Raw genomic sequence first — 18366 nt, forward strand, 5'->3', positions numbered from 1 at the left:
TCCTGCTCATACAATGCCCGCTGCCTTGTAGGAGACATCCATGACCACCCGCCCCGCCGCCCCTCGCAAACCCCGCGCCCGCAGCCAGGCCCGGATCGATGCGATCCTTGAAGCCGCCCGCACCTTGCTGGCCGCCGGAGGTGTGGCCAGTTTGTCGATCTACAGCGTGGCCGAACGAGCACAGATACCACCGTCATCGGTGTACCACTTTTTCGCCAGTGTGCCGGCGTTGCTGGAGGCGTTGACCGCTGACGTTCACGCAGCCTTTCGCGCCGCCATCCAGGCGCCCATCGAGCATGAATCGCTCAAGCATTGGCGCGACCTGTCCTACATCGTTGAACAACGCATGCTCAGCATCTACAGCAACGATGCCGCGGCGCGCCAGTTGATCCTCGCTCAGCACGGGTTGGCCGAAGTGACCCAGGCCGACCGCCAGCATGATCTGGAATTGGGCGACTTGATGCTGGCGGTGTTCAATCGCCACTTTGAAGTGCCAACGCTACCGGGCGATGTGGACGTGTTTGCCCTGGCATTGGAGTTGAGCGACCGCGTGTACGCGCGTTCGGTGCATCAGCATGGGCTGATTACGCCGCGCATGGAGGAGGAAGGGATGCGGGTGTTTGACGCGTATGTGGGGCTTTATTTGCCGGCCTATCTGCCCAAGCGCTGATCGTTCCCACGCTCTGCGTGGGAATATATCCCGTGGCGCTCTGCGTCACCTTTGGCACAGCGGGACGCGGAGCGCCCCAGGCGGCATTCCCACGCAGAGCGTGGGAACGATCAGTGGCGTTATCACAACTTGGCAATCGACACCTCAGTGGATTTCACAAAGGCAATCACTTCACTGCCGATCACCAGCTCCAACTCCTTGACCGAACGGGTGGTGATCACCGAGGTGACAATGCCGGACGCGGTCTGCACGTCAATTTCCGACAGCACGTCGCCAACCACGATTTCCTTGATGGTGCCTTTGAACTGGTTACGCACGTTGATGGCTTTAATAGTCATGGTGTTTTTCCTGTGTGAGTTATTGAGCCCAACGCAATTGCGTCGGCAGCGGTGAAACAGGTTCGGGTTCCGGTGGGGAACCGGGTAGCGACAGCACGCGGTTGAGCACTTCGGCTTCCAGCGCGGCCAGGCGGTGTGAGCCACGGGCCCGTGGGCGTGGCAGGTCGATGTTCAGGTCGAGGCCGATTTCGCCGTTTTCAATCAGAATCACGCGGTCGGCAATCGCCACGGCTTCGCTGACGTCGTGGGTCACCAGCAACACCGTGAAACCGTGCTTGCGCCACAGGTTTTCGATCAGTTGCTGCATCTCGATGCGGGTCAGGGCATCCAGTGCGCCCAGCGGCTCATCGAGCAGCAACAGGCGCGGCTGATGGATCAACGCCCGGGCGAGTGCCACGCGCTGTTTCTGGCCACCGGACAACGCCGCCGGCCATTCATTGGCGCGCTCGGCCAGGCCAACCGCTTCCAGCGCATCCAGCGCTTTGGGCCGCCAGTCGCCCTTGAGGCCCAGGCCGACGTTATCGATGATCTTTTTCCAGGGCAGCAAACGCGCTTCCTGGAACATCAACCGCGTATCTTCAATCGCTTCGTGCAGTGGCGCGGAGCCGGCCAGCAGCTCGCCGCCACTGGCTTTGTCCAGCCCCGCCAGCAGGCGCAGCAAGGTACTTTTGCCGCAACCACTGCGACCGACCACGGCCACGAACTGCCCCGCAGGAATATGCAGGTCGATCTCTTTGAGCACTTGGCGGGTACCAAAGGCCTTGCGCAATTTGCGCACTGCCAGCGGGATGCCCTTCAACAGACGCGGAGGTTGTTGAGCCGTCATGCTGCACCTCCTTTGACTTGGTACGCCGGGTGCCAGCGCAGCCACACACGTTCCAGCCCACGGGCTGCCAGGTCGGCCAGTTTGCCGAGGATGGCGTACATGACGATGGCCAGCACCACCACGTCGGTTTGCAGGAATTCACGGGCATTCATCGCGAGGTAACCGATGCCGGAACTTGCCGAAATGGTTTCCGCCACGATCAGCGTCAGCCACATGAAGCCCAGGGCGAAGCGCACCCCCACCAGGATCGACGGCAGCGCGCCCGGCAGAATCACTTGCCAGAACAGGCTGAAACCGGACAAGCCATAGCTGCGCGACATCTCCACCAGTGCCGGGTCGACATTGCGGATGCCGTGGTAAGTGTTCAGGTAGATCGGGAACAAGGTACCCAGGGCCACCAGGAAAATTTTCGCGGTCTCATCAATGCCGAACCACAGGATCACCAGCGGAATCAGCGCCAGGTGCGGCACGTTGCGGATCATCTGCACGGAGCTGTCGAGCAAGCGCTCGCCCCACTTCGACAAGCCGGTGATAAAGCCCAGGGCCAGACCGATGCTGCCTCCGATCACAAAGCCCAGGCCGGCGCGCCAGCCGCTGATGGCCAGGTGCGTCCAGATTTCGCCGCTGACCACCAGGTTCACCCCGGCTTCGATCACTGCACTCGGCGCTGGCAGAATGCGCGTCGACAACCAACCCGCCGACACCGACAACTGCCACACCGCCAGCAATAAGATCGGCAGCACCCAGGGCGCCACGCGATGGCTGATTTTTTCTAAGTCCATAACGGCGCCTCAGCTCTGTGACGCAGCTTTGGGAAGGATGTCGTTGGCAACCATCTCGCCAAACGGGCTGACGTAGCCGGCGCTTTTGGGCAGCTCGGGACGTTCGATATCCAGGTGCGGGAACAACAGCTCGGCGACCCGATACGACTCTTCCAGGTGTGGATAACCGGAGAAGATAAAGGTATCGATACCCAGGTCCGCGTACTCCTTGACCCGTGCCGCAACCGTGGGGCCATCGCCCACCAGCGCCGTCCCTGCGCCGCCACGTACCAGGCCGACGCCGGCCCACAGGTTGGGGCTGACTTCCAGGTTGTCACGGCTACCACCATGCAAGGCTGCCATGCGTTGCTGGCCCACCGAATCGAAGCGCGCCAAGGACGCCTGGGCGCGGGCGATGGTCTCGTCGTCCAGGTGGGAGATCAGTTTGTCGGCGGCTTTCCAGGCTTCGTCGTTGGTTTCGCGCACGATCACATGCAAACGAATGCCAAAGCGCACCGTGCGTCCCAGTTTTGCAGCCTTGGCGCGTACCTGCGCGATCTTTTCCGCAACGGCTGCCGGCGGCTCGCCCCAGGTCAGCACCATCTCCACCTGTTCGGCCGCCAAGTCCTGGGCGGCCTCGGAGGAACCGCCGAAATACAGCGGCGGGCGTGGCTGCTGGATCGGTGGGTAGAGCAATTTGGCGCCTTTGACGCTGATGTGCTCGCCGTCGTAGTCCACGGTCTCGCCTTCCAGCACACGGCGCCAGATGCGGGTGAATTCCACCGACGCCTGGTAGCGTTCTTCATGGCTCAAGAACAATCCGTCGCCAGCCAGTTCTTCCGGATCGCCACCGGTGACCAGGTTGAACAGCGCACGGCCACCAGACAGGCGATCCAGGGTCGCGGCCTGACGCGCGGCCACGGTCGGGGAGATGATCCCAGGGCGCAGGGCAACCAGGAATTTCAAGCGCTGGGTCACGGGGATCAGCGAGGCGGCCACCAACCACGAGTCTTCGCAAGAGCGGCCCGTAGGGATCAACACCCCGCCGAAACCCAGGCGGTCGGCAGCCTGGGCCACTTGTTGCAGGTAACCGTGGTCGACAGCGCGGGCGCCTTCGGCGGTGCCAAGGTAATGACCGTCGCCGTGGGTGGGCAGGAACCAGAAAATATTGAGGCTCATGGAGTTGTCTCCTGAATGAAGTCGGATTACGGCGCTTTGGCAACCGCGGCGGGTGGCGTCCAGATCACGTCCTTGATGCTCAAGGGCTTGGGGATCAATTTGAGTTGGTAGAAGGTGTCTGCGATTTTCTGCTGGGCGGCGACCACTTCCGGGGTCAGGAACAGCGCGCCGTAGCCCTGGCGTTTCACCGATGTGAGGGTGATATCTGCCGGCAGGCCGAGCAGTGGGGCGACCTGCTCAGTCACTTCCTGCGGGTTGGCCTTGGACCATTCGCCTACCGCACGCACCTCTTCCACCAACGCCTTGATCACTTGCGGGTGCTGTTCGGCGTAGGATTTGGTGGCCAGGTAAAACTGATGGTTGTCGGCAATTGCGGTGCCGTCTCGCAGGGTGCGCGCTTGCAGTTGCTTCTCGGCGGCGGCCTGGTACGGGTCCCAGATTACCCAGGCGTCCACGCTGCCACGCTCGAATGCGGCACGGGCATCGGCGGGGGGCAGGAACACGGTCTTTACGTCGGTGTAGTTGAGGCCGGCATCTTCCAGGGCACGCACCAGCAGGTAGTGCACGTTGGAGCCTTTGTTGAGCACGACCTTTTTACCCTTGAGCTCGGCCACCGATTTGATCGGCGAGTCCTTGGGCACCAGGATCGCTTCGCTGGTAGGCGCGGGTGGTTCGTAGGCGACGTAGAGCAGATCGGCGCCAGCCGCCTGGGCAAACACCGGTGGGGTTTCGCCGGTAACGCCGAAGTCGATGGAGCCGACGTTCAGGCCCTCGAGCAATTGCGGGCCACCGGGGAACTCGGTCCACTGCACCTGCACGCCTTGGTCGGCCAGGCGTTTTTCCAGGGTGCCCTTGGCCTTGAGCAGCACCAGGGTGCCGTACTTCTGATAACCGATCCGCAAGGTCTCGGCGGCTTGGGCTTTAACGATGGCGCCGAAGGACACAGCCGCAGCAAAGAGTGCGACCAGACCACGACGCAAGATGACAGTGCGCATGGCGCTCTCTCCAACTGTGCGATTAGGGTTTTGGCTGCACCTGCTTGGCCGTTGTCGGCTGAGTAAGGTGAGGGTTTCCAGCTTTTCGGGGTGAGGCTCAGATGCTCCAGCGAGCACTCAACAAACGTTCATTCAATACGTCAGGGTCCAAAGGTTTTGGCCGTCGCGCCATGGCGCTGTAGAGCTGCTCCAGGGCTTCGTGCAGACGCTGTTCAAGTACCGGCACCAGTTGCGCCTGAACACTGCCTTCGCCATAGGCGATCTGGCTGTCTTCGGCAAAAATACCGTGGAGCAATTCCTGCGCCTTGAGGGCCGACAGCACCGGCTTCAGGGCGTAGTCCACCGCCAGCATGTGGGCGATGCTGCCGCCGGTCGCCATCGGCAGCACCACCTTATGGGCCAGCGCACGCTCCGGCAGCAGGTCCAGTACGGTTTTCAACGCCCCGGAAAACGACGCCTTGTACACCGGCGTGGCGATCACCAGCCCGTCAGCATTGGCGACTTGTTGCAGCAGGTCGATGACCTTGGGGCTGTCGAAGCGTGCGTGCAGCAAGTCTTCAGCCGGGAAGTCCCGTATCTGGTAACTCACCACTTCCACGCCCTGCTGTTGCAGCCACTGACGGGTTTTATCCAGCAAGACCCCAGAGCGGGAACGCTGGCTGGGACTGCCTCCAAGTGTTACGACCAGCATGCAGGAGATTCCTTGAGCAAGTGTCGGCGGTTCGCTGTGCGGCGATGGCGCCAAGATGGGATAGACCTTATCAGCCAATTTATATATCTATAAATCTTATTTATTCATTTGTTTATTCCATAAATACATAAGCGTTTAACCAATCGCCAGGCGAAAAAAAAGGCCGTCGAAACGGCCTGAAAACCCCTGCTGTGTGAGACGGTTTGCAACTTGAAGCCTGTGCTGTTCATCAGGCCGCCATCGCGGGCAAGCCCGGCTCCCACAGGGGAATGCGGTCAACTGTGGGAGCCGGGTTTGCCCGCGATGGCGATATCAGCCTTAACGATTGGGTTGTGGGGTAAGACGCAGGTACGGCTTCACCGCGCGATAGCCCTTGGGAAAGCGTTTCTTGATCTCTTCCTCGTCCTTGAGTGACGGCACGATCACCACTTCATCCCCATCCTGCCAGTTGGCCGGCGTCGCCACCTTGTGGTTGTCGGTCAGTTGCAGCGAGTCGATCACCCGCAGGATTTCATGGAAGTTACGCCCGGTACTGGCCGGGTAGGTGATGGTCAGGCGGATCTTCTTGTTCGGGTCGATCACGAATAAGGAGCGCACGGTGAGGGTATCGCTGGCATTCGGGTGGATCAGGTCGTAGAGGTCCGAGACCTTGCGGTCGGCGTCGGCCAGGATCGGGAAGTTGACCACGGTGTTCTGGGTCTCGTTGATGTCTTCGATCCACTTGTGGTGCGAGTCCACTGGGTCTACCGACAGGGCGATGGCCTTGACCCCACGCTTGGCGAATTCGTCCTTGAGCTTGGCGGTGAAACCCAGTTCGGTGGTGCACACCGGCGTGAAGTCCGCCGGGTGGGAAAACAGCACACCCCAGCTGTCGCCCAGCCATTCGTGGAAGCGAATCTTGCCGGCGCTGGAATCCTGTTCGAAGTCGGGGGCGATGTCGCCCAGTCTTAGGCTCATGGTGTGGCTCCTGATGAGTGCTTATGGAGCCCACTGTGCATGGATTTTTGCTGATTTAAAAAGAATAAATATCGATTTATCTAGACGATAAAGGAATATTAAAAATCAGTTCATTGGACTTGGGAACGGCCTGAGGCCAACATCGCTTACAAGGTTCGAGAAGGCCTTGAGACGCTGCAAAAAAGAGGGATTCAGGAAGGGCTTGCGGGGGTTGAGCCCGACTTGAACAGCAAGACACCTTGCCCGGCATTGCGCCGGGCAAGGTTTTACAGTCTTACAACAGCGGGATCGAGTAGCTGACGATCAGGCGGTTTTCGTCCTGGTTACGTGCGTTGGCGATGTCGCTGCGCCACATAGCGTTTTTCCACGCCACGCCGACGTTTTTCAGCGGACCTTCCGGTACGACGTAGGCAACAGTGATGTCACGTTCCCACTCGGACTGGCCGGTGAACTCGGTACGGTTGCTGGCGACGGTGTCGATATGATCACCTTTCAGGTAAACCACACCCGCGGTCAGGCCAGGTACGCCCACCTTGGCGAAGTCGTAGGAGTAGCGAGCTTGCCAGGTGCGCTCGCCGGCACGGGCGAACTTCTGGATCTGCATGTCGGTGGTGATGTAAGCCGACGAGCCGTCACCCTGGTTCAGCCAAGGGAAGTCGCTGCTGCCGTTGCTGACCTGGTAACCGCCACCGAAGGTGTGGCCGGCAACCGAGTACAGGAACAGGCCGCTGTACAGGTTGTTGTCGACTTTGCCACGGCCGGAGTTCACGCCGCTGTAGTTGCCCGTCGAGAAGTAAGCGGACTGGTTGCCGTTGTTACCATCGTCGGAGCTGTTGAAGTAGCGCAGGTCAGACTTCAGCACGCCTGGACCAATGGCCCAGTTGTGGGTCAGGCCCAGGAAGTGTTGCTTGTAGAAATCTTCCAGGTTGCCGTAGTAGTACTGGGCGGTCAGATCCTTGGTGATCTTGTAGTCGCCACCGGCGTAGTAGAACTTGTTGCTCGAACGCCAGTTCACACCACGGCTGTTGGCGCCGGAGATGGACAGGCTTTCGTTGTTGCTGGAGTTACGGCCCTTGGCTTTTTCGATCTGGCCGGCGACCAGGGTCAGGTCCTTGATGTCGCTGGAGGTGATCTGGCCACCCTGGAAGGTCTGCGGCAGCATACGACCATCGTTGGTGACGATGACCGGCAGCTTGGGCTGCAAGGTACCCAGCTTCAGTTCGGTCTGGGAGATCTTGGCCTTGGCGGTCAGGCCCAGGCTCGAGTAGTTATCAACGGCTTCGCCATTGGACTTGCTCGGGAAGATAGTGCCGCCGTAAGAGCTGGCAGTCGCACCGTTGGTGCCGCCGCCGGAATCCAGGCGAACACCCAACAGGCCGATAGCGTCGAGACCGAAGCCAACAGTGCCTTGGGTGTAACCGGAGATGAAACGCAGATCGAAGCCTTGGCCCCATTCTTCGTTCTTGCTCGGGTTGGCCGTGCCTTCGCGGTTATCGGTGTTGATGTAGAAGTTACGCAGGCCCAGTGTGGCCTTGCTGTCTTCGATGAAACCGGCAGCGCCTGCTTGCTGGGCGATTGCGCCCAACGTTACAGCCACAGCCAAGGTGGACTTCTTCATGTACCGCTCCTCTCATTTCTAATTTTTGTATTTCTTTGGTCTCGGGTCTGACGCCCTCGATCCACAGATGCGCGATTAGCGCCAGATAGTGACCACCAAGTCAATCGTAACCTTGTGTGTCTACTACCTTCGTCTAATCGCAGTTGATTTGGTCCCTGCAGGGTAATGAGTTTTTCATACACCCAAAAAGAATTATTTCATTCTTTTTCATACGATCCAGGAATAAGACTTTCCGTGAAGCTGGTCGGTCAGGATAGACGCGCCGCTCCATAAGCTAATTCCTAAAGGGTATTTAATGGTGCTTTTTTAGATCGATTAGTGTTGCCGTACGGTTGCATACGTCACTCACGATCAAAAAGGCGACGCCATCATGGCCAAACGCACATCCTCCCGTCAATTTGTTACAGTTTTTGTATCGCTATTACTTTCTTTTGGTGTCAACGCCGCCGACCTGACGGTGGGCTACCAGACCGGCATCGATCCCAGCAAGGTTCCCCAGGCCGACGGTCTGTACGAAAAAGCCATCGGCGAAAAAATCGCCTGGCGCCGCTTCAACAGCGGGCCAGAGGTAGTCACGGCCATCGCTTCCGGTGATGTACAAATCGGCAACCTCGGCTCCAGCCCGCTCGCGGCGGCGGCCTCGCGCAACCTGCCGATTGTGGCGTTTATCGTATCGGCACAGATCAACGCTTCTGAAGCCCTGGTGGTGCGCAACGGCAGTGGCATCGACAACCCCCAGGACTTGATTGGTAAAACCATCGCCACGCCCTTCGTCTCCACCTCCCATTACAGCCTGCTCGGCGCGCTGAAACACTGGGGGCTGGACACCAAACAAGTCAAAGTGGTGAACCTGCAACCGGCCGAAATCGCCGCCGCCTGGAAGCGTGGCGATATTGATGGGGCTTTTGTGTGGTCACCGGCCCTGGGCGAAATCCGCAAGACCGGAAAAACCCTGACAGACGCGGCGCAGGTGGGCCAATGGGGCGCACCGACGTTTGAGGTGTGGGTGGCGCGCAAGGATTTTGCGCAAAAACATCCTGAGGTAGTGGCCAAGTTCGCCAAAGTTACCCTGGATGCCTTTGCCGACTATGCCGCCCACAAAGACAGCTGGACGGTGGATTCCGAGCCAGTGCAGAAAATCGCCAAATTGACAGGTTCAAATGCCGACGACATTCCGGAACTGTTGGCCGGTACGACGTTTCCGGATGCGCAGGCACAACAAACCGCTGCGCTGCTCAAGGGCGGCACGGCGAAGGCGATTGGGGAGACGGCGAAGTTCCTGAAGGAACAGGGGAAGGTGGAGACGGTGCTGCCGGATTATTCGGCCTATGTGACCGACAAATTCATCCCACAATAAATACAGTCTTTGGTGGGAGCTGGCTTGCCCGCGATACCAGCAACTCGGTCCTGCAGTTAAACCGAGGCGCCGCTATCGCAGGCAAGCCAGCTCCCACACAGAGCAGTATTCTTTTACAGGGCCTTCTCGAAAATCTTCGAGTTGCGCTGATAGTTGTACAGCGACGCCCGCGCCGACGGCAGGCGGTCCACGCTGCTCGGCACAAAACCGCGTTCGCGGAACCAGTGGGCCGTACGGGTGGTGAGTACAAAGAGGGTTTTCAAGCCCTGGGCGCGTGCCCGGGTCTGGATGCGTTCGAGCAACACATCGCCTCGCGCGCCGTGGCGGTACTCCGGGTTCACTGCCAGGCACGCCAACTCCCCCGCATCCGAATCCGCGATCTGATACAGCGCCGCGCAGGCGATGATCATGCCTTCGCGCTCGACCACGCTGAACTGTTCGATCTCACGCTCCAGCACTTCCCGCGAACGGCGCACCAGAATGCCCTGCTCTTCCAGCGGGCTGATCAGGTCCAGCAAGCCGCCGACGTCTTCAATCGCCGCTTCGCGCACCAGTTCGAATTGTTCCTGGGCCACCAGCGTACCGCCACCATCGCGGGTGAACAGTTCGGTAAGCAAGGCGCCATCTTCGGCGTAGCTGACGATATGGCTGCGCCCTACTCCACCCCGGCAGGCTTCGGCAGCGGCATCGAGCAGTTCGGCTTGATAGTTACTGCCCAGGCGTTGCAGGTGCGCGGGTACTTGTTGTGGGCGCAATTCACGCACCAGGCGGCCGTTCTCATCGATCAGACCGGGATCGGCGCCGAACAGCAGCAATTTGTCGGCGCCCAGGTCGATGGCGGCGCGGGTGGCGACGTCTTCGCAGGCCAGGTTGAAGATCTCGCCGGTGGGCGAATACCCCAACGGCGACAGCAGCACGATAGAGCGCTCATCCAACAGGCGGTTGATGCCCTTGCGGTCGACCCGGCGCACTTCGCCGGTGTGGTGGTAGTCCACGCCTTCAAGCACGCCGATTGGCCGTGCGGTGACCAGGTTGCCGCTGGCCACGCGCAGGCGCGAGCCCTGCATCGGCGAGGACGCCATGTCCATGGACAAGCGCGCCTCGATGGCAATACGCAGATGGCCCACCGCGTCGATCACACACTCCAGCGTCGCAGCATCGGTGATGCGCAAGCCTTCGTGGTAAGCCGGGGTAAGGCCGCGTGCTTGAAGGCGGGTTTCGATTTGCGGGCGCGAGCCATGCACCAGCACCAGGCGCACACCCAGGCTGTGAAGCAGCACCAGGTCGTGGACGATATTGCCGAAGTTGGGGTGGTCCACACCATCGCCGGGCAGCATGACTACAAAGGTGCAGTCGCGGTGGGCGTTGATGTAGGGCGAAGCGTGACGAAGCCAGTTGACGTATTCGGGCATAACACCTGGGCCTGTAATAAAAAGCAGCCAAATAAAGGATCGATCGTGAAAGCGCACAGCGGCTGATGGTTATCGTCGGAACAGGCTTGGCGACACGCTCACTCTCCTTATGTACGAATGGGCAGGGGTTAATTTATGCAGGTTTCAGGCAGTAGTGTTCGATCAGTTCCCGCAATAGACGCACTGTAGGCGTCAAGCGTGACATTTCAAGGTACTCGCCAGGCTGGTGGGCGCAGGCAATGTCGCCAGGGCCGAGCACCAGGGTTTCGCAACCAAGGCGCTGAAGATAAGGCGCTTCGGTGCCGAACGCTACTGCTTCGGCACGATGACCGGTCAAACGCTCCGCCACCCGCACCAACTCGGCGTCTTCGGGCTGCTCAAAGGGTGGCACTTCGGGGAACAACGGCGCGTAGTCGATCTTGACCTTATGCCGCTCGGCCACGGGTTCGAGCTTCTGGCGAATCGCGGCGCGCAGCACCTCGGGGTCCATGCCCGGCAGGGGGCGCAGGTCGAACTCCAGGGAGCATTGGCCGCAGATGCGATTGGGGTTGTCGCCGCCGTGAATGCAGCCGAAGTTCATCGTCGGCTGCGGCACGCTGAATTGCGCGTTGCGGTACTCGCGCTGCCACGCCAGGCGCAGGCCGCGCAGTTCGCCGATGGCGTCATGCATGGCTTCCAGGGCGCTGTGGCCCAGGCTGGGGTCCGACGAGTGGCCGCTGCGCCCGAGGATGTCGATGCGCTCCATCATCACGCCTTTGTGCAAGCGGATAGGCTTGAGCCCGGTCGGCTCGCCGATCACAGCTGCACGACCTAATGGGCGCCCCGCCTCGGCCAGCGCACGGGCACCGGACATAGAGCTTTCCTCATCACAGGTGGCAAGGATCAACAGCGGTTGCTTGAAGGGTTGGTCCAGCAGCGGCAACACCGCGTCGATAACCAGTGCGAAGAACCCCTTCATGTCACAACTGCCCAGCCCTACCCAGCGACCATCGACTTCCGTCAGCTTGAGCGGGTCGGTCTTCCACAGCGCCGCGTCATACGGCACGGTATCGCTATGCCCCGCCAACACCAAGCCACCGGGGCCGCTGCCGAAACTGGCCAACAGGTTGAACTTGCCGGGGCTGACTGGTTGGATATCGATGGCAAAGCCCAGGTCGCCCAGCCAAGCGGCGAGCAGGTCGATCACCGGGCGGTTGCTCTGGTCGAGAGACGCCTGGGTGCAGCTCACCGACGGCGCGGCGATCAAGGCGGCGAACTGCTCTTTCATGGACGGTAACGGCATGCGCGGTCTCCCAACTTCCCGGATGAACCTCACTATAGAGGCATCTGCGCGACACAATAAACCGTTGCGGCACGTTGCCGGGCTCAGTCCTGTACACTGCACGACCTTGGCAGCCACACTTTTCCCCGGCTGCGCTCCCGATCCTGGATTTTCCGGCCATGCAGAAAGAAACCGAAATCAAGCTACGCGTCAGCCGCGAAACACTCGCCGCGCTGCGTGAGCACCCGTTACTGAAAAAACGCAACAAAAGTGGCTGGGAACGCCGTGAGTTGATGAACCAGTACTTCGACACCCCCGAGCGTGACCTGGCCCAGGCCAAGGTTGCCCTGCGCCTGCGCAAGGACGGTGACGACATCATCCAGACCCTCAAGACCCGCGGCCAAAGCGTCGCCGGCCTGTCGGAACGCAACGAATACAACTGGGACCTGCCCAAAGCCAAGCTCGACGTGAAGAAACTCGATGGCGAGTGCTGGCCCGAGCAACTGGCCGAGCTGGACAAAAAGACCCTCAAGCCGATCTTCACCACCGACTTCGTGCGTGAACGCGCCGAGATCGCCTGGGGCCGTGGCAAGGCCAAGGTGGTGATCGAAGCCGCCCTGGACCTGGGCCATGTGGTGGTCGGCAAGCAGAAAGAAGAAATCTGCGAGCTGGAACTGGAACTGCGCGAAGGCGAACCGGCGGCCCTGCTGGAACTGGCCGCCGAGCTGGCCGCAACCCTGGCCCTGATGCCGTGCGACATCAGCAAGGCCGAACGCGGCTATCGCCTGTATGACGCCAGCAGCTACTCCCTGAGCCTGCCGGCGCCACAGATCCACGCCGAAATGCCATTGGACGACGCCTTCGCCGCGATCCTGTGGCACCTGCTGGGCAGCAGCCAGCGCCTGGCTGAGCAATACCGCTTCAATGGCCACTGGCGCCTGCTGCAGGACTGGGTCGAGAACCTCGGCGAGTTGCGCGCCCTGATCGGCAGCCTCGGTCAGGCCGCGCCGCGCCAATCCACCAGCGAACTGCGCAGCGCCCTGGATGCGTTGCTGGAAGACTGGCGCCCGCTGGTCCAGGCCGGTGACGACGATGAAGACATTCGCAAAGCCGCGCCGGAACAGTTCATCGAAGAGCTGCAAGACGTGCGCTGGGGCCTGTTCTCACTCAACCTCTCGCGCTGGCTGCTGGCCCGCACCTGGACGGCCGAGCGTAATGTGCGTGGCAACCGCCAGGGCGCTGCGCAAATCACCAACTGGCTGCCACGCCTGCTGGCCGACGACGCCGTCGCCCTGCAACTGCAGCGCTACCAGCAACAGCCGGAAGATCTGGCCGAGCAACTGCCGCGTATCGAACGCATCCAGGCCTGGCTGCACCATGCGCGCCATGTGGTGGACATTCCTGAGCTGGACCGATTGTACGGCGAACTGAACAAGCTGGCGCACCTGGCCAACCAGCCGATTACCGATGAATCCCTGGATGCGCGTATGCATCAGGCGATTGCGGTGTATCAGAATCGTGCCTGGAAGACCCTTCTGCGCCTGTAATACCGCTATCGCGGGCAAGCCCGCTCCCACATTTGCTGTGGGAGCGGGCTTGCCCGCGATGAGGCCCTCCCTGTCAGCGCAAGACTGGCAGGCTGGTGGTGGACTTGATCTCCGACAGCGCCACAATCGAGTTGACCTCCTGGATCCCCGGCACCATCGACAACTTCTCGAAGAAAAACCGCTCGTACGCCTCGATATCCGAGGTGACGATACGCAGCAGAAAATCCACCGCCCCCATCAGCACGTAGCACTCCAACACTTCCGGAAAACCGCGAATCGCCTCGGTGAACTCAGTGAAATTGGAGCGACCGTGGGCGTTGAGTTTGACCTCGGCGAAAATCTGCGTATTGAGCCCGATTTTCTTGCGGTCCAGCAGGGTGACCTGGCCGCGGATCACCCCCTCCTCCTTGAGCCGCTGAATACGCCGCCAGCATGGCGACTGCGACAGGCCGACCTGTTCGGCAATCTGTGCACTGGAGAGCGAGGCATCCTCTTGCAGCAAGGCCAGGATACGGCGGTCGTAGGCGTCCAACTCACTGTGCATAAACGCACCCCTGAATAGGCTTATCTTGAATTGTTCTGGTCGATTTATCGCCAAACGGGCTTATTTTAGATAAGAAATCTCCCGAGGCGAATGTAAAAATTTCTCCAGTCTAAACTGGAGAGTCAGCATGCATGCCGTCGAAACCGCCTACCCCGCCACCCGCGTCGATGCGTGGGCCGCCAATAGCAGCCACTGCCAGGCGCACTATCGCATCGTCGCCGAGGCTGAACCGGACGTGCTGTGCCGGGTGCTGAACTACTTCGCGCTGCAATTGCTCACGCCCACCCAGGTCAGCATGAACCGGGAAGCCGACCTGCTGAGCATCGATATCGTGATGACCGGCCTGAGCTGGCACCGCGCCCAGGTGATCGGTGAAAAGATTCGAAACCTGATCAGCGTCTGCACCCTGGAGCTGTGGTCGGCTGATTCCGAGCGGCCTCAAGCGCTGGCGGCGATGGCGCAGTAAAAACCGGCAACACACGCGCCAGCAGGATCTTCAGCGGCTGGCTAGCCTGGGATTACCCCCACGCCCCAGGAAAACCTGCATGCCCGTCGCCGCTCACGATCACCTCTTGGAACTGCAGCAATTGTTGCCGGCGCTGGTCGAGCAAGGGTTGATCACGGCGCAGGCGGCGCAAAAGGTAGCGCCAGCGTCCGGCAGCCAGCATCCCTTGGAATGCATCGCAGCCCAGGGCCCTTGTCTGGAGACCTTGATTCAATGGCTGGCCCGGCAGGTCGGCCAGCCTTACCTGCGCATCGACCCATTGAAGATTGATGTGGCGGCCGTGGTGCCCTTGATGTCCCACGCCTTTGCTCAGCGCCACGGCATTCTTGCAGTCGCGGTGGATGCCCACAGCGTGACGGTCGCCAGTGCCCAACCCCATATCACCACTTGGGAAGCCGGGCTGTCCCAGGTACTCAAACGCACGATCAAGCGCGTGGTTGCCAACCCTCAGGATATTCAGCGCTGTATCAACGAGTTTTACCGCTTGGCCAAGTCCGTCAGCGGTGCGGATCAAAAAATGACGACGCCTGGCAATGTCGACTTGCTCAGCCTCGGCGCCAGCGACAAGGAGCCGGACGCCAACGACGCGCATATCGTCAACATCGTCGACTGGCTGCTGCAATACGCCTTTGGCCAACGAGCCAGCGACATCCATATCGAGCCCTGCCGCGACCAGGGTCGGGTGCGCTTTCGCATTGATGGGCTGCTGCATGACGTCTATCAATTTCCCCCGCAGGTCACCATGGCCGTGGTCAGCCGCCTGAAAAGCCTGGGGCGAATGAACGTGGCCGAAAAACGCAAGCCCCAGGATGGCCGCGTCAAGACCAGGAACCCTGCGGGTGTCGAAGTGGAACTGCGGCTTTCCACCCTGCCCACGGCATTCGGCGAAAAACTGGTGATGCGAATTTTCGACCCACAGGTGCTGCTCAAGGATTTCGACCAGTTGGGTTTGTCCAGCGCCGACCAGCAACGCTGGCACGCCATGACGCGACGCACCCACGGCATCATCCTCGTCACAGGCCCGACCGGCTCAGGCAAGACCAGCACCCTCTACACCACTCTCAGGCAACTGGCGACCCGCGAGGTCAACCTGTGCACGGTGGAAGACCCGATTGAAATGGTCGAGCCGGCCTTCAACCAGATGCAGGTCCAGCACAACATCGACCTCACCTTCGCCAGCGGCATCCGCGCCCTGCTGCGCCAGGACCCGGACATCATCATGATCGGCGAAATCCGCGACCAGGAAACCGCAGAGATGGCTATCCAGGCCGCGCTGACCGGGCACCTGGTGCTCTCGACCCTGCACACCAACGATGCACCCAGTGCCATCAGCCGTCTGCAGGAACTGGGCATTGCTCACTATTTGATCAAAGCCACGCTCATAGGTGTGATGGCGCAGCGCCTGGTGCGGCTTCTGTGCAGCCACTGCAAGCACCCCGCGGGCCTGGAGGACGATGGCGGCTACGAAGCTGTCGGCTGTGCACACTGCCGTGACAGCGGTTATCGAGGCCGGGCCGGACTGTATGAAATCATGCTCATGGGCCCGGCACTCCAGGCGCTGGTCACTCCAGGCGCGGACGTACAAGCCCTGCGCCGTGGGGCACTGGCGCAGGGCATGAGCAGCCTGCGCATGGCCGGCATCGAGAAAGTGAAGGCCGGGCTGACCACGATGACGGAGGTGTTGCGGGTCACGCCAGGGGATTCAGAAACAAATCCTTTGTTTGTTGGGCCATGAAACCGTCCTTATCCGTGACCAGACCGTTACAATCGGCCTAATGTCATTCACTGACACCTTCAGATAGGGAATCGCTATGCAGATCGGAACCGTACTGCTTCTTTTCGTGGGCTTGGCCATCGCCATCCTGTTCATGGGGTTCAAAGTGGTGCCCCAGGGCTACCAATGGACCGTCGAGCGTTTCGGCCGCTACACCAACACCCTCAAGCCCGGCCTGAATATCATCATCCCGGTCATGGACCGCATCGGTCGCAAGATCAACGTGATGGAAAGCGTGCTGGATATCCCGCCTCAAGAAGTCATCACCGCCGACAATGCCACCGTGCAGATCGATGCCGTGTGCTTCTTCCAGGTGGTCAACACCGCCCAGGCCGCCTATGAGGTCAACAACCTCGAACATGCTATCCGCAACCTGCTGCAGACCAATATCCGTACCGTACTCGGCTCCATGGAACTGGACGCCATGCTGAGCCAGCGCGACGGCATCAACGAAAAACTCCTGCGCACCGTGGATGAAGCCACTGCGCCATGGGGCATCAAGATCACCCGTATCGAGATCAAGGATATCAGCCCGCCTGCCGACCTGATGGCCGCCATGTCCGGCCAAATGAAAGCCGAACGGATCAAGCGCGCACAGATCCTCGAAGCCGAAGGCCTGCGGGCGTCGGCGATCCTGACAGCGGAAGGCAAAAAGCAGGCGCAAATCCTTGAAGCCGAAGGCAGCCGCCAGGCAGCGTTCCTGGAGTCCGAGGCCCGCGAGCGCCAGGCCGAAGCCGAAGCGCGGGCGACACAAGTGGTGTCCGAAGCCATTGCGTCGGGCAACGTGCAGGCGGTGAACTACTTCGTCGCGCAAAAATACATCGACGCCCTGGGCAAGCTTGCGTCTGCCAACAACAGCAAGGTCATCCTGATGCCGCTGGAAGCCAGCCAGGTGATTGGCGCCGTGGGCGGTATCGGCGAAATCGTCAAGGCAACCTTCGGCAACCAGAAAGGCTGAGGCCAACACCATGTGGGACTTTTTGCTGCATTTGTCGTTTTGGGACTGGTTAGCCCTAGGCACCGTGCTGTTGATTCTCGAGGTGTTCGGTGCCGGAGGCTACCTGCTCTGGATGGGCATCGCCGCCGCAGCCGTGGGCGTGATCAAGTTCCTGTTCCCGCCGCTGGGGCTGGAATGGCAACTGCTGCTGTTTGCGGTGTTGTCGATACTGACCGCCGTGTACTGGTGGAAACGCCAACGCAGCAGTGCCAAGGCCAGCGATCAACCGGGGTTGAACGAGCGCGGTTCAGAGTTGGTCGGGCGCACTTTCGTGGTGCATCAAGCCATAGTGGATGGCCGCGGCAAGGTCAAAGTCGGCGATGGCGTGTGGATGGTCACCGGTGCCGACGCCCCCGTGGGCGCTCAAGTCCGCGTGGTTGGGCAGGATGGGGTGATTTTGAAGGTTGAAACTGTTTAGTCAGTGATGGAACTGGATCGGGTTAACTACAATCAAAACGTACAGATAACCCACCGGAGTCACCCATCATGCGTCTCAAATATGCTGTCGCAACCCTCGCTGTGCTTTCCCTACCTGTCGGCTCAGCCATGGCCGATAGCTTCTGGCGTAATGTCATCTCGTCGGGCGCCACCACTGGCTCGACTTACCTGACGTTCAAGGACCACAAGCTGGTGGTCGCCGCCCAGGACGACGCAGGCAGCTTCGTCGCCAGCGACGGCGGCATTCGCGGCCCGTACCTGGAAGCGGCCATGCAGAAGGTCCGCGCCGACAACCCTGGCCTCCAAGCCACCGACATGGAACTGGCTAACGCCATCCTGGCGAAGAATGCTGTAACCGAGTAACAACTGCCCTCATAAAAAATGCCGCTTTTTCAAGCGGCATTTTTTTGCCTGCTGCATGACGAATCGTTCATGGATGACAGGCTATATTCAGTCTCAGCGTGCAACCATGCCCTACTGACACGTCTATTTTTCA

19 protein-coding genes are annotated in these 18366 nt (G+C 60.5%); 8 read left to right on the plus strand and 11 right to left on the minus strand.

Annotated elements, in window-relative coordinates; all coding sequences use genetic code 11:
• Positions 1-40 precede the first annotated feature (40 nt).
• Positions 41-670 (plus strand): TetR/AcrR family transcriptional regulator, encoded by a 630-nt coding sequence (locus tag RHM69_RS19600; RefSeq protein WP_200599457.1) that lies wholly within the window; start codon positions 41-43, stop codon positions 668-670.
• Positions 671-792: 122 nt separating this feature from the next.
• Here RHM69_RS19600 and RHM69_RS19605 read toward each other — a convergent pair whose 3' ends face one another.
• From RHM69_RS19605 to RHM69_RS19640, 8 genes are all read right to left on the minus strand, one after another.
• Positions 793-1008: a TOBE domain-containing protein gene (locus RHM69_RS19605; RefSeq protein WP_003176783.1), complete on the minus strand. Its 216-nt coding sequence runs from the start codon at positions 1006-1008 to the stop codon at positions 793-795.
• A 19-nt stretch (positions 1009-1027) separates the two neighbouring features.
• The gene (ssuB, locus tag RHM69_RS19610; protein ID WP_014720389.1) at positions 1028-1834 is read right to left on the minus strand and encodes an aliphatic sulfonates ABC transporter ATP-binding protein; all 807 of its coding nucleotides are present in this window, start codon (positions 1832-1834) and stop codon (positions 1028-1030) included.
• Positions 1831-2616, minus strand: coding sequence for an aliphatic sulfonate ABC transporter permease SsuC (gene ssuC, locus RHM69_RS19615; RefSeq protein ID WP_003195258.1), 786 nt, complete (start codon positions 2614-2616; stop codon positions 1831-1833). Before ssuC ends, ssuB begins: the two co-directional genes overlap by 4 nt.
• Positions 2617-2625: 9 nt before the next feature.
• On the minus strand, positions 2626-3774 hold the full coding sequence (ssuD, locus tag RHM69_RS19620) for an FMNH2-dependent alkanesulfonate monooxygenase (protein WP_003195260.1): 1149 nt from the start codon (positions 3772-3774) through the stop codon (positions 2626-2628).
• A 26-nt stretch (positions 3775-3800) separates the two neighbouring features.
• The gene (locus RHM69_RS19625) at positions 3801-4769 is read right to left on the minus strand and encodes a sulfonate ABC transporter substrate-binding protein (RefSeq protein WP_200599455.1); all 969 of its coding nucleotides are present in this window, start codon (positions 4767-4769) and stop codon (positions 3801-3803) included.
• A gap of 97 nt (positions 4770-4866) precedes the next feature.
• Positions 4867-5460 carry an NADPH-dependent FMN reductase gene (gene ssuE, locus RHM69_RS19630; protein WP_020301824.1) on the minus strand — a complete coding sequence of 198 codons (594 nt, stop codon included), beginning with the start codon at positions 5458-5460 and terminating at the stop codon, positions 4867-4869.
• 318 nt (positions 5461-5778) lie between these two features.
• The gene (locus tag RHM69_RS19635; RefSeq protein ID WP_003195267.1) at positions 5779-6417 is read right to left on the minus strand and encodes a peroxiredoxin; all 639 of its coding nucleotides are present in this window, start codon (positions 6415-6417) and stop codon (positions 5779-5781) included.
• Between the two features lie 274 nt (positions 6418-6691).
• Positions 6692-8035, minus strand: coding sequence for an OprD family porin (locus RHM69_RS19640; RefSeq protein WP_014720393.1), 1344 nt, complete (start codon positions 8033-8035; stop codon positions 6692-6694).
• A gap of 370 nt (positions 8036-8405) precedes the next feature.
• Here RHM69_RS19640 and tauA point away from each other — a divergent pair, with 370 nt between their 5' ends.
• The gene (gene tauA, locus RHM69_RS19645) at positions 8406-9392 is read left to right on the plus strand and encodes a taurine ABC transporter substrate-binding protein (RefSeq protein WP_200599453.1); all 987 of its coding nucleotides are present in this window, start codon (positions 8406-8408) and stop codon (positions 9390-9392) included.
• A 113-nt stretch (positions 9393-9505) separates the two neighbouring features.
• On the opposite strand, the gene argA is transcribed toward tauA, so the two are convergent.
• Positions 9506-10804, minus strand: a complete 1299-nt coding sequence (argA, locus tag RHM69_RS19650; protein ID WP_014720395.1) for an amino-acid N-acetyltransferase — start codon at positions 10802-10804, stop codon at positions 9506-9508.
• Between the two features lie 133 nt (positions 10805-10937).
• Complete coding sequence (gene argE, locus RHM69_RS19655) at positions 10938-12086, minus strand: acetylornithine deacetylase (protein WP_014720396.1); 1149 nt, start codon at positions 12084-12086, stop codon at positions 10938-10940.
• 158 nt (positions 12087-12244) lie between these two features.
• Here argE and RHM69_RS19660 point away from each other — a divergent pair, with 158 nt between their 5' ends.
• Entirely contained in the window at positions 12245-13612 is a 1368-nt protein-coding gene (locus RHM69_RS19660; RefSeq protein ID WP_020301821.1) for an inorganic triphosphatase, read from the plus strand.
• Positions 13613-13685: 73 nt separating this feature from the next.
• On the opposite strand, the gene RHM69_RS19665 is transcribed toward RHM69_RS19660, so the two are convergent.
• Positions 13686-14156, minus strand: a complete 471-nt coding sequence (locus RHM69_RS19665) for an Lrp/AsnC family transcriptional regulator (RefSeq protein WP_003195279.1) — start codon at positions 14154-14156, stop codon at positions 13686-13688.
• A 127-nt stretch (positions 14157-14283) separates the two neighbouring features.
• Between RHM69_RS19665 and RHM69_RS19670 the strand changes: the two genes are divergently transcribed.
• From RHM69_RS19670 to RHM69_RS19690, 5 genes are all read left to right on the plus strand, one after another.
• Entirely contained in the window at positions 14284-14622 is a 339-nt protein-coding gene (locus RHM69_RS19670) for a hypothetical protein (protein ID WP_014720398.1), read from the plus strand.
• 79 nt (positions 14623-14701) lie between these two features.
• Positions 14702-16396 (plus strand): GspE/PulE family protein, encoded by a 1695-nt coding sequence (locus RHM69_RS19675; RefSeq protein WP_200599451.1) that lies wholly within the window; start codon positions 14702-14704, stop codon positions 16394-16396.
• A gap of 76 nt (positions 16397-16472) precedes the next feature.
• Positions 16473-17393: an SPFH domain-containing protein gene (locus RHM69_RS19680; protein ID WP_003195285.1), complete on the plus strand. Its 921-nt coding sequence runs from the start codon at positions 16473-16475 to the stop codon at positions 17391-17393.
• A gap of 10 nt (positions 17394-17403) precedes the next feature.
• Positions 17404-17850 (plus strand): NfeD family protein, encoded by a 447-nt coding sequence (locus RHM69_RS19685; protein ID WP_014720400.1) that lies wholly within the window; start codon positions 17404-17406, stop codon positions 17848-17850.
• 68 nt (positions 17851-17918) lie between these two features.
• Entirely contained in the window at positions 17919-18233 is a 315-nt protein-coding gene (locus RHM69_RS19690) for a DUF2388 domain-containing protein (protein ID WP_003176799.1), read from the plus strand.
• Positions 18234-18366: the final 133 nt, after the last annotated feature.

It is taken from the genome of Pseudomonas sp. CCI1.1, assembly GCF_034348165.1.
In the GTDB taxonomy this organism is placed as follows: Bacteria; Pseudomonadota; Gammaproteobacteria; order Pseudomonadales; family Pseudomonadaceae; genus Aquipseudomonas; species Aquipseudomonas paracarnis.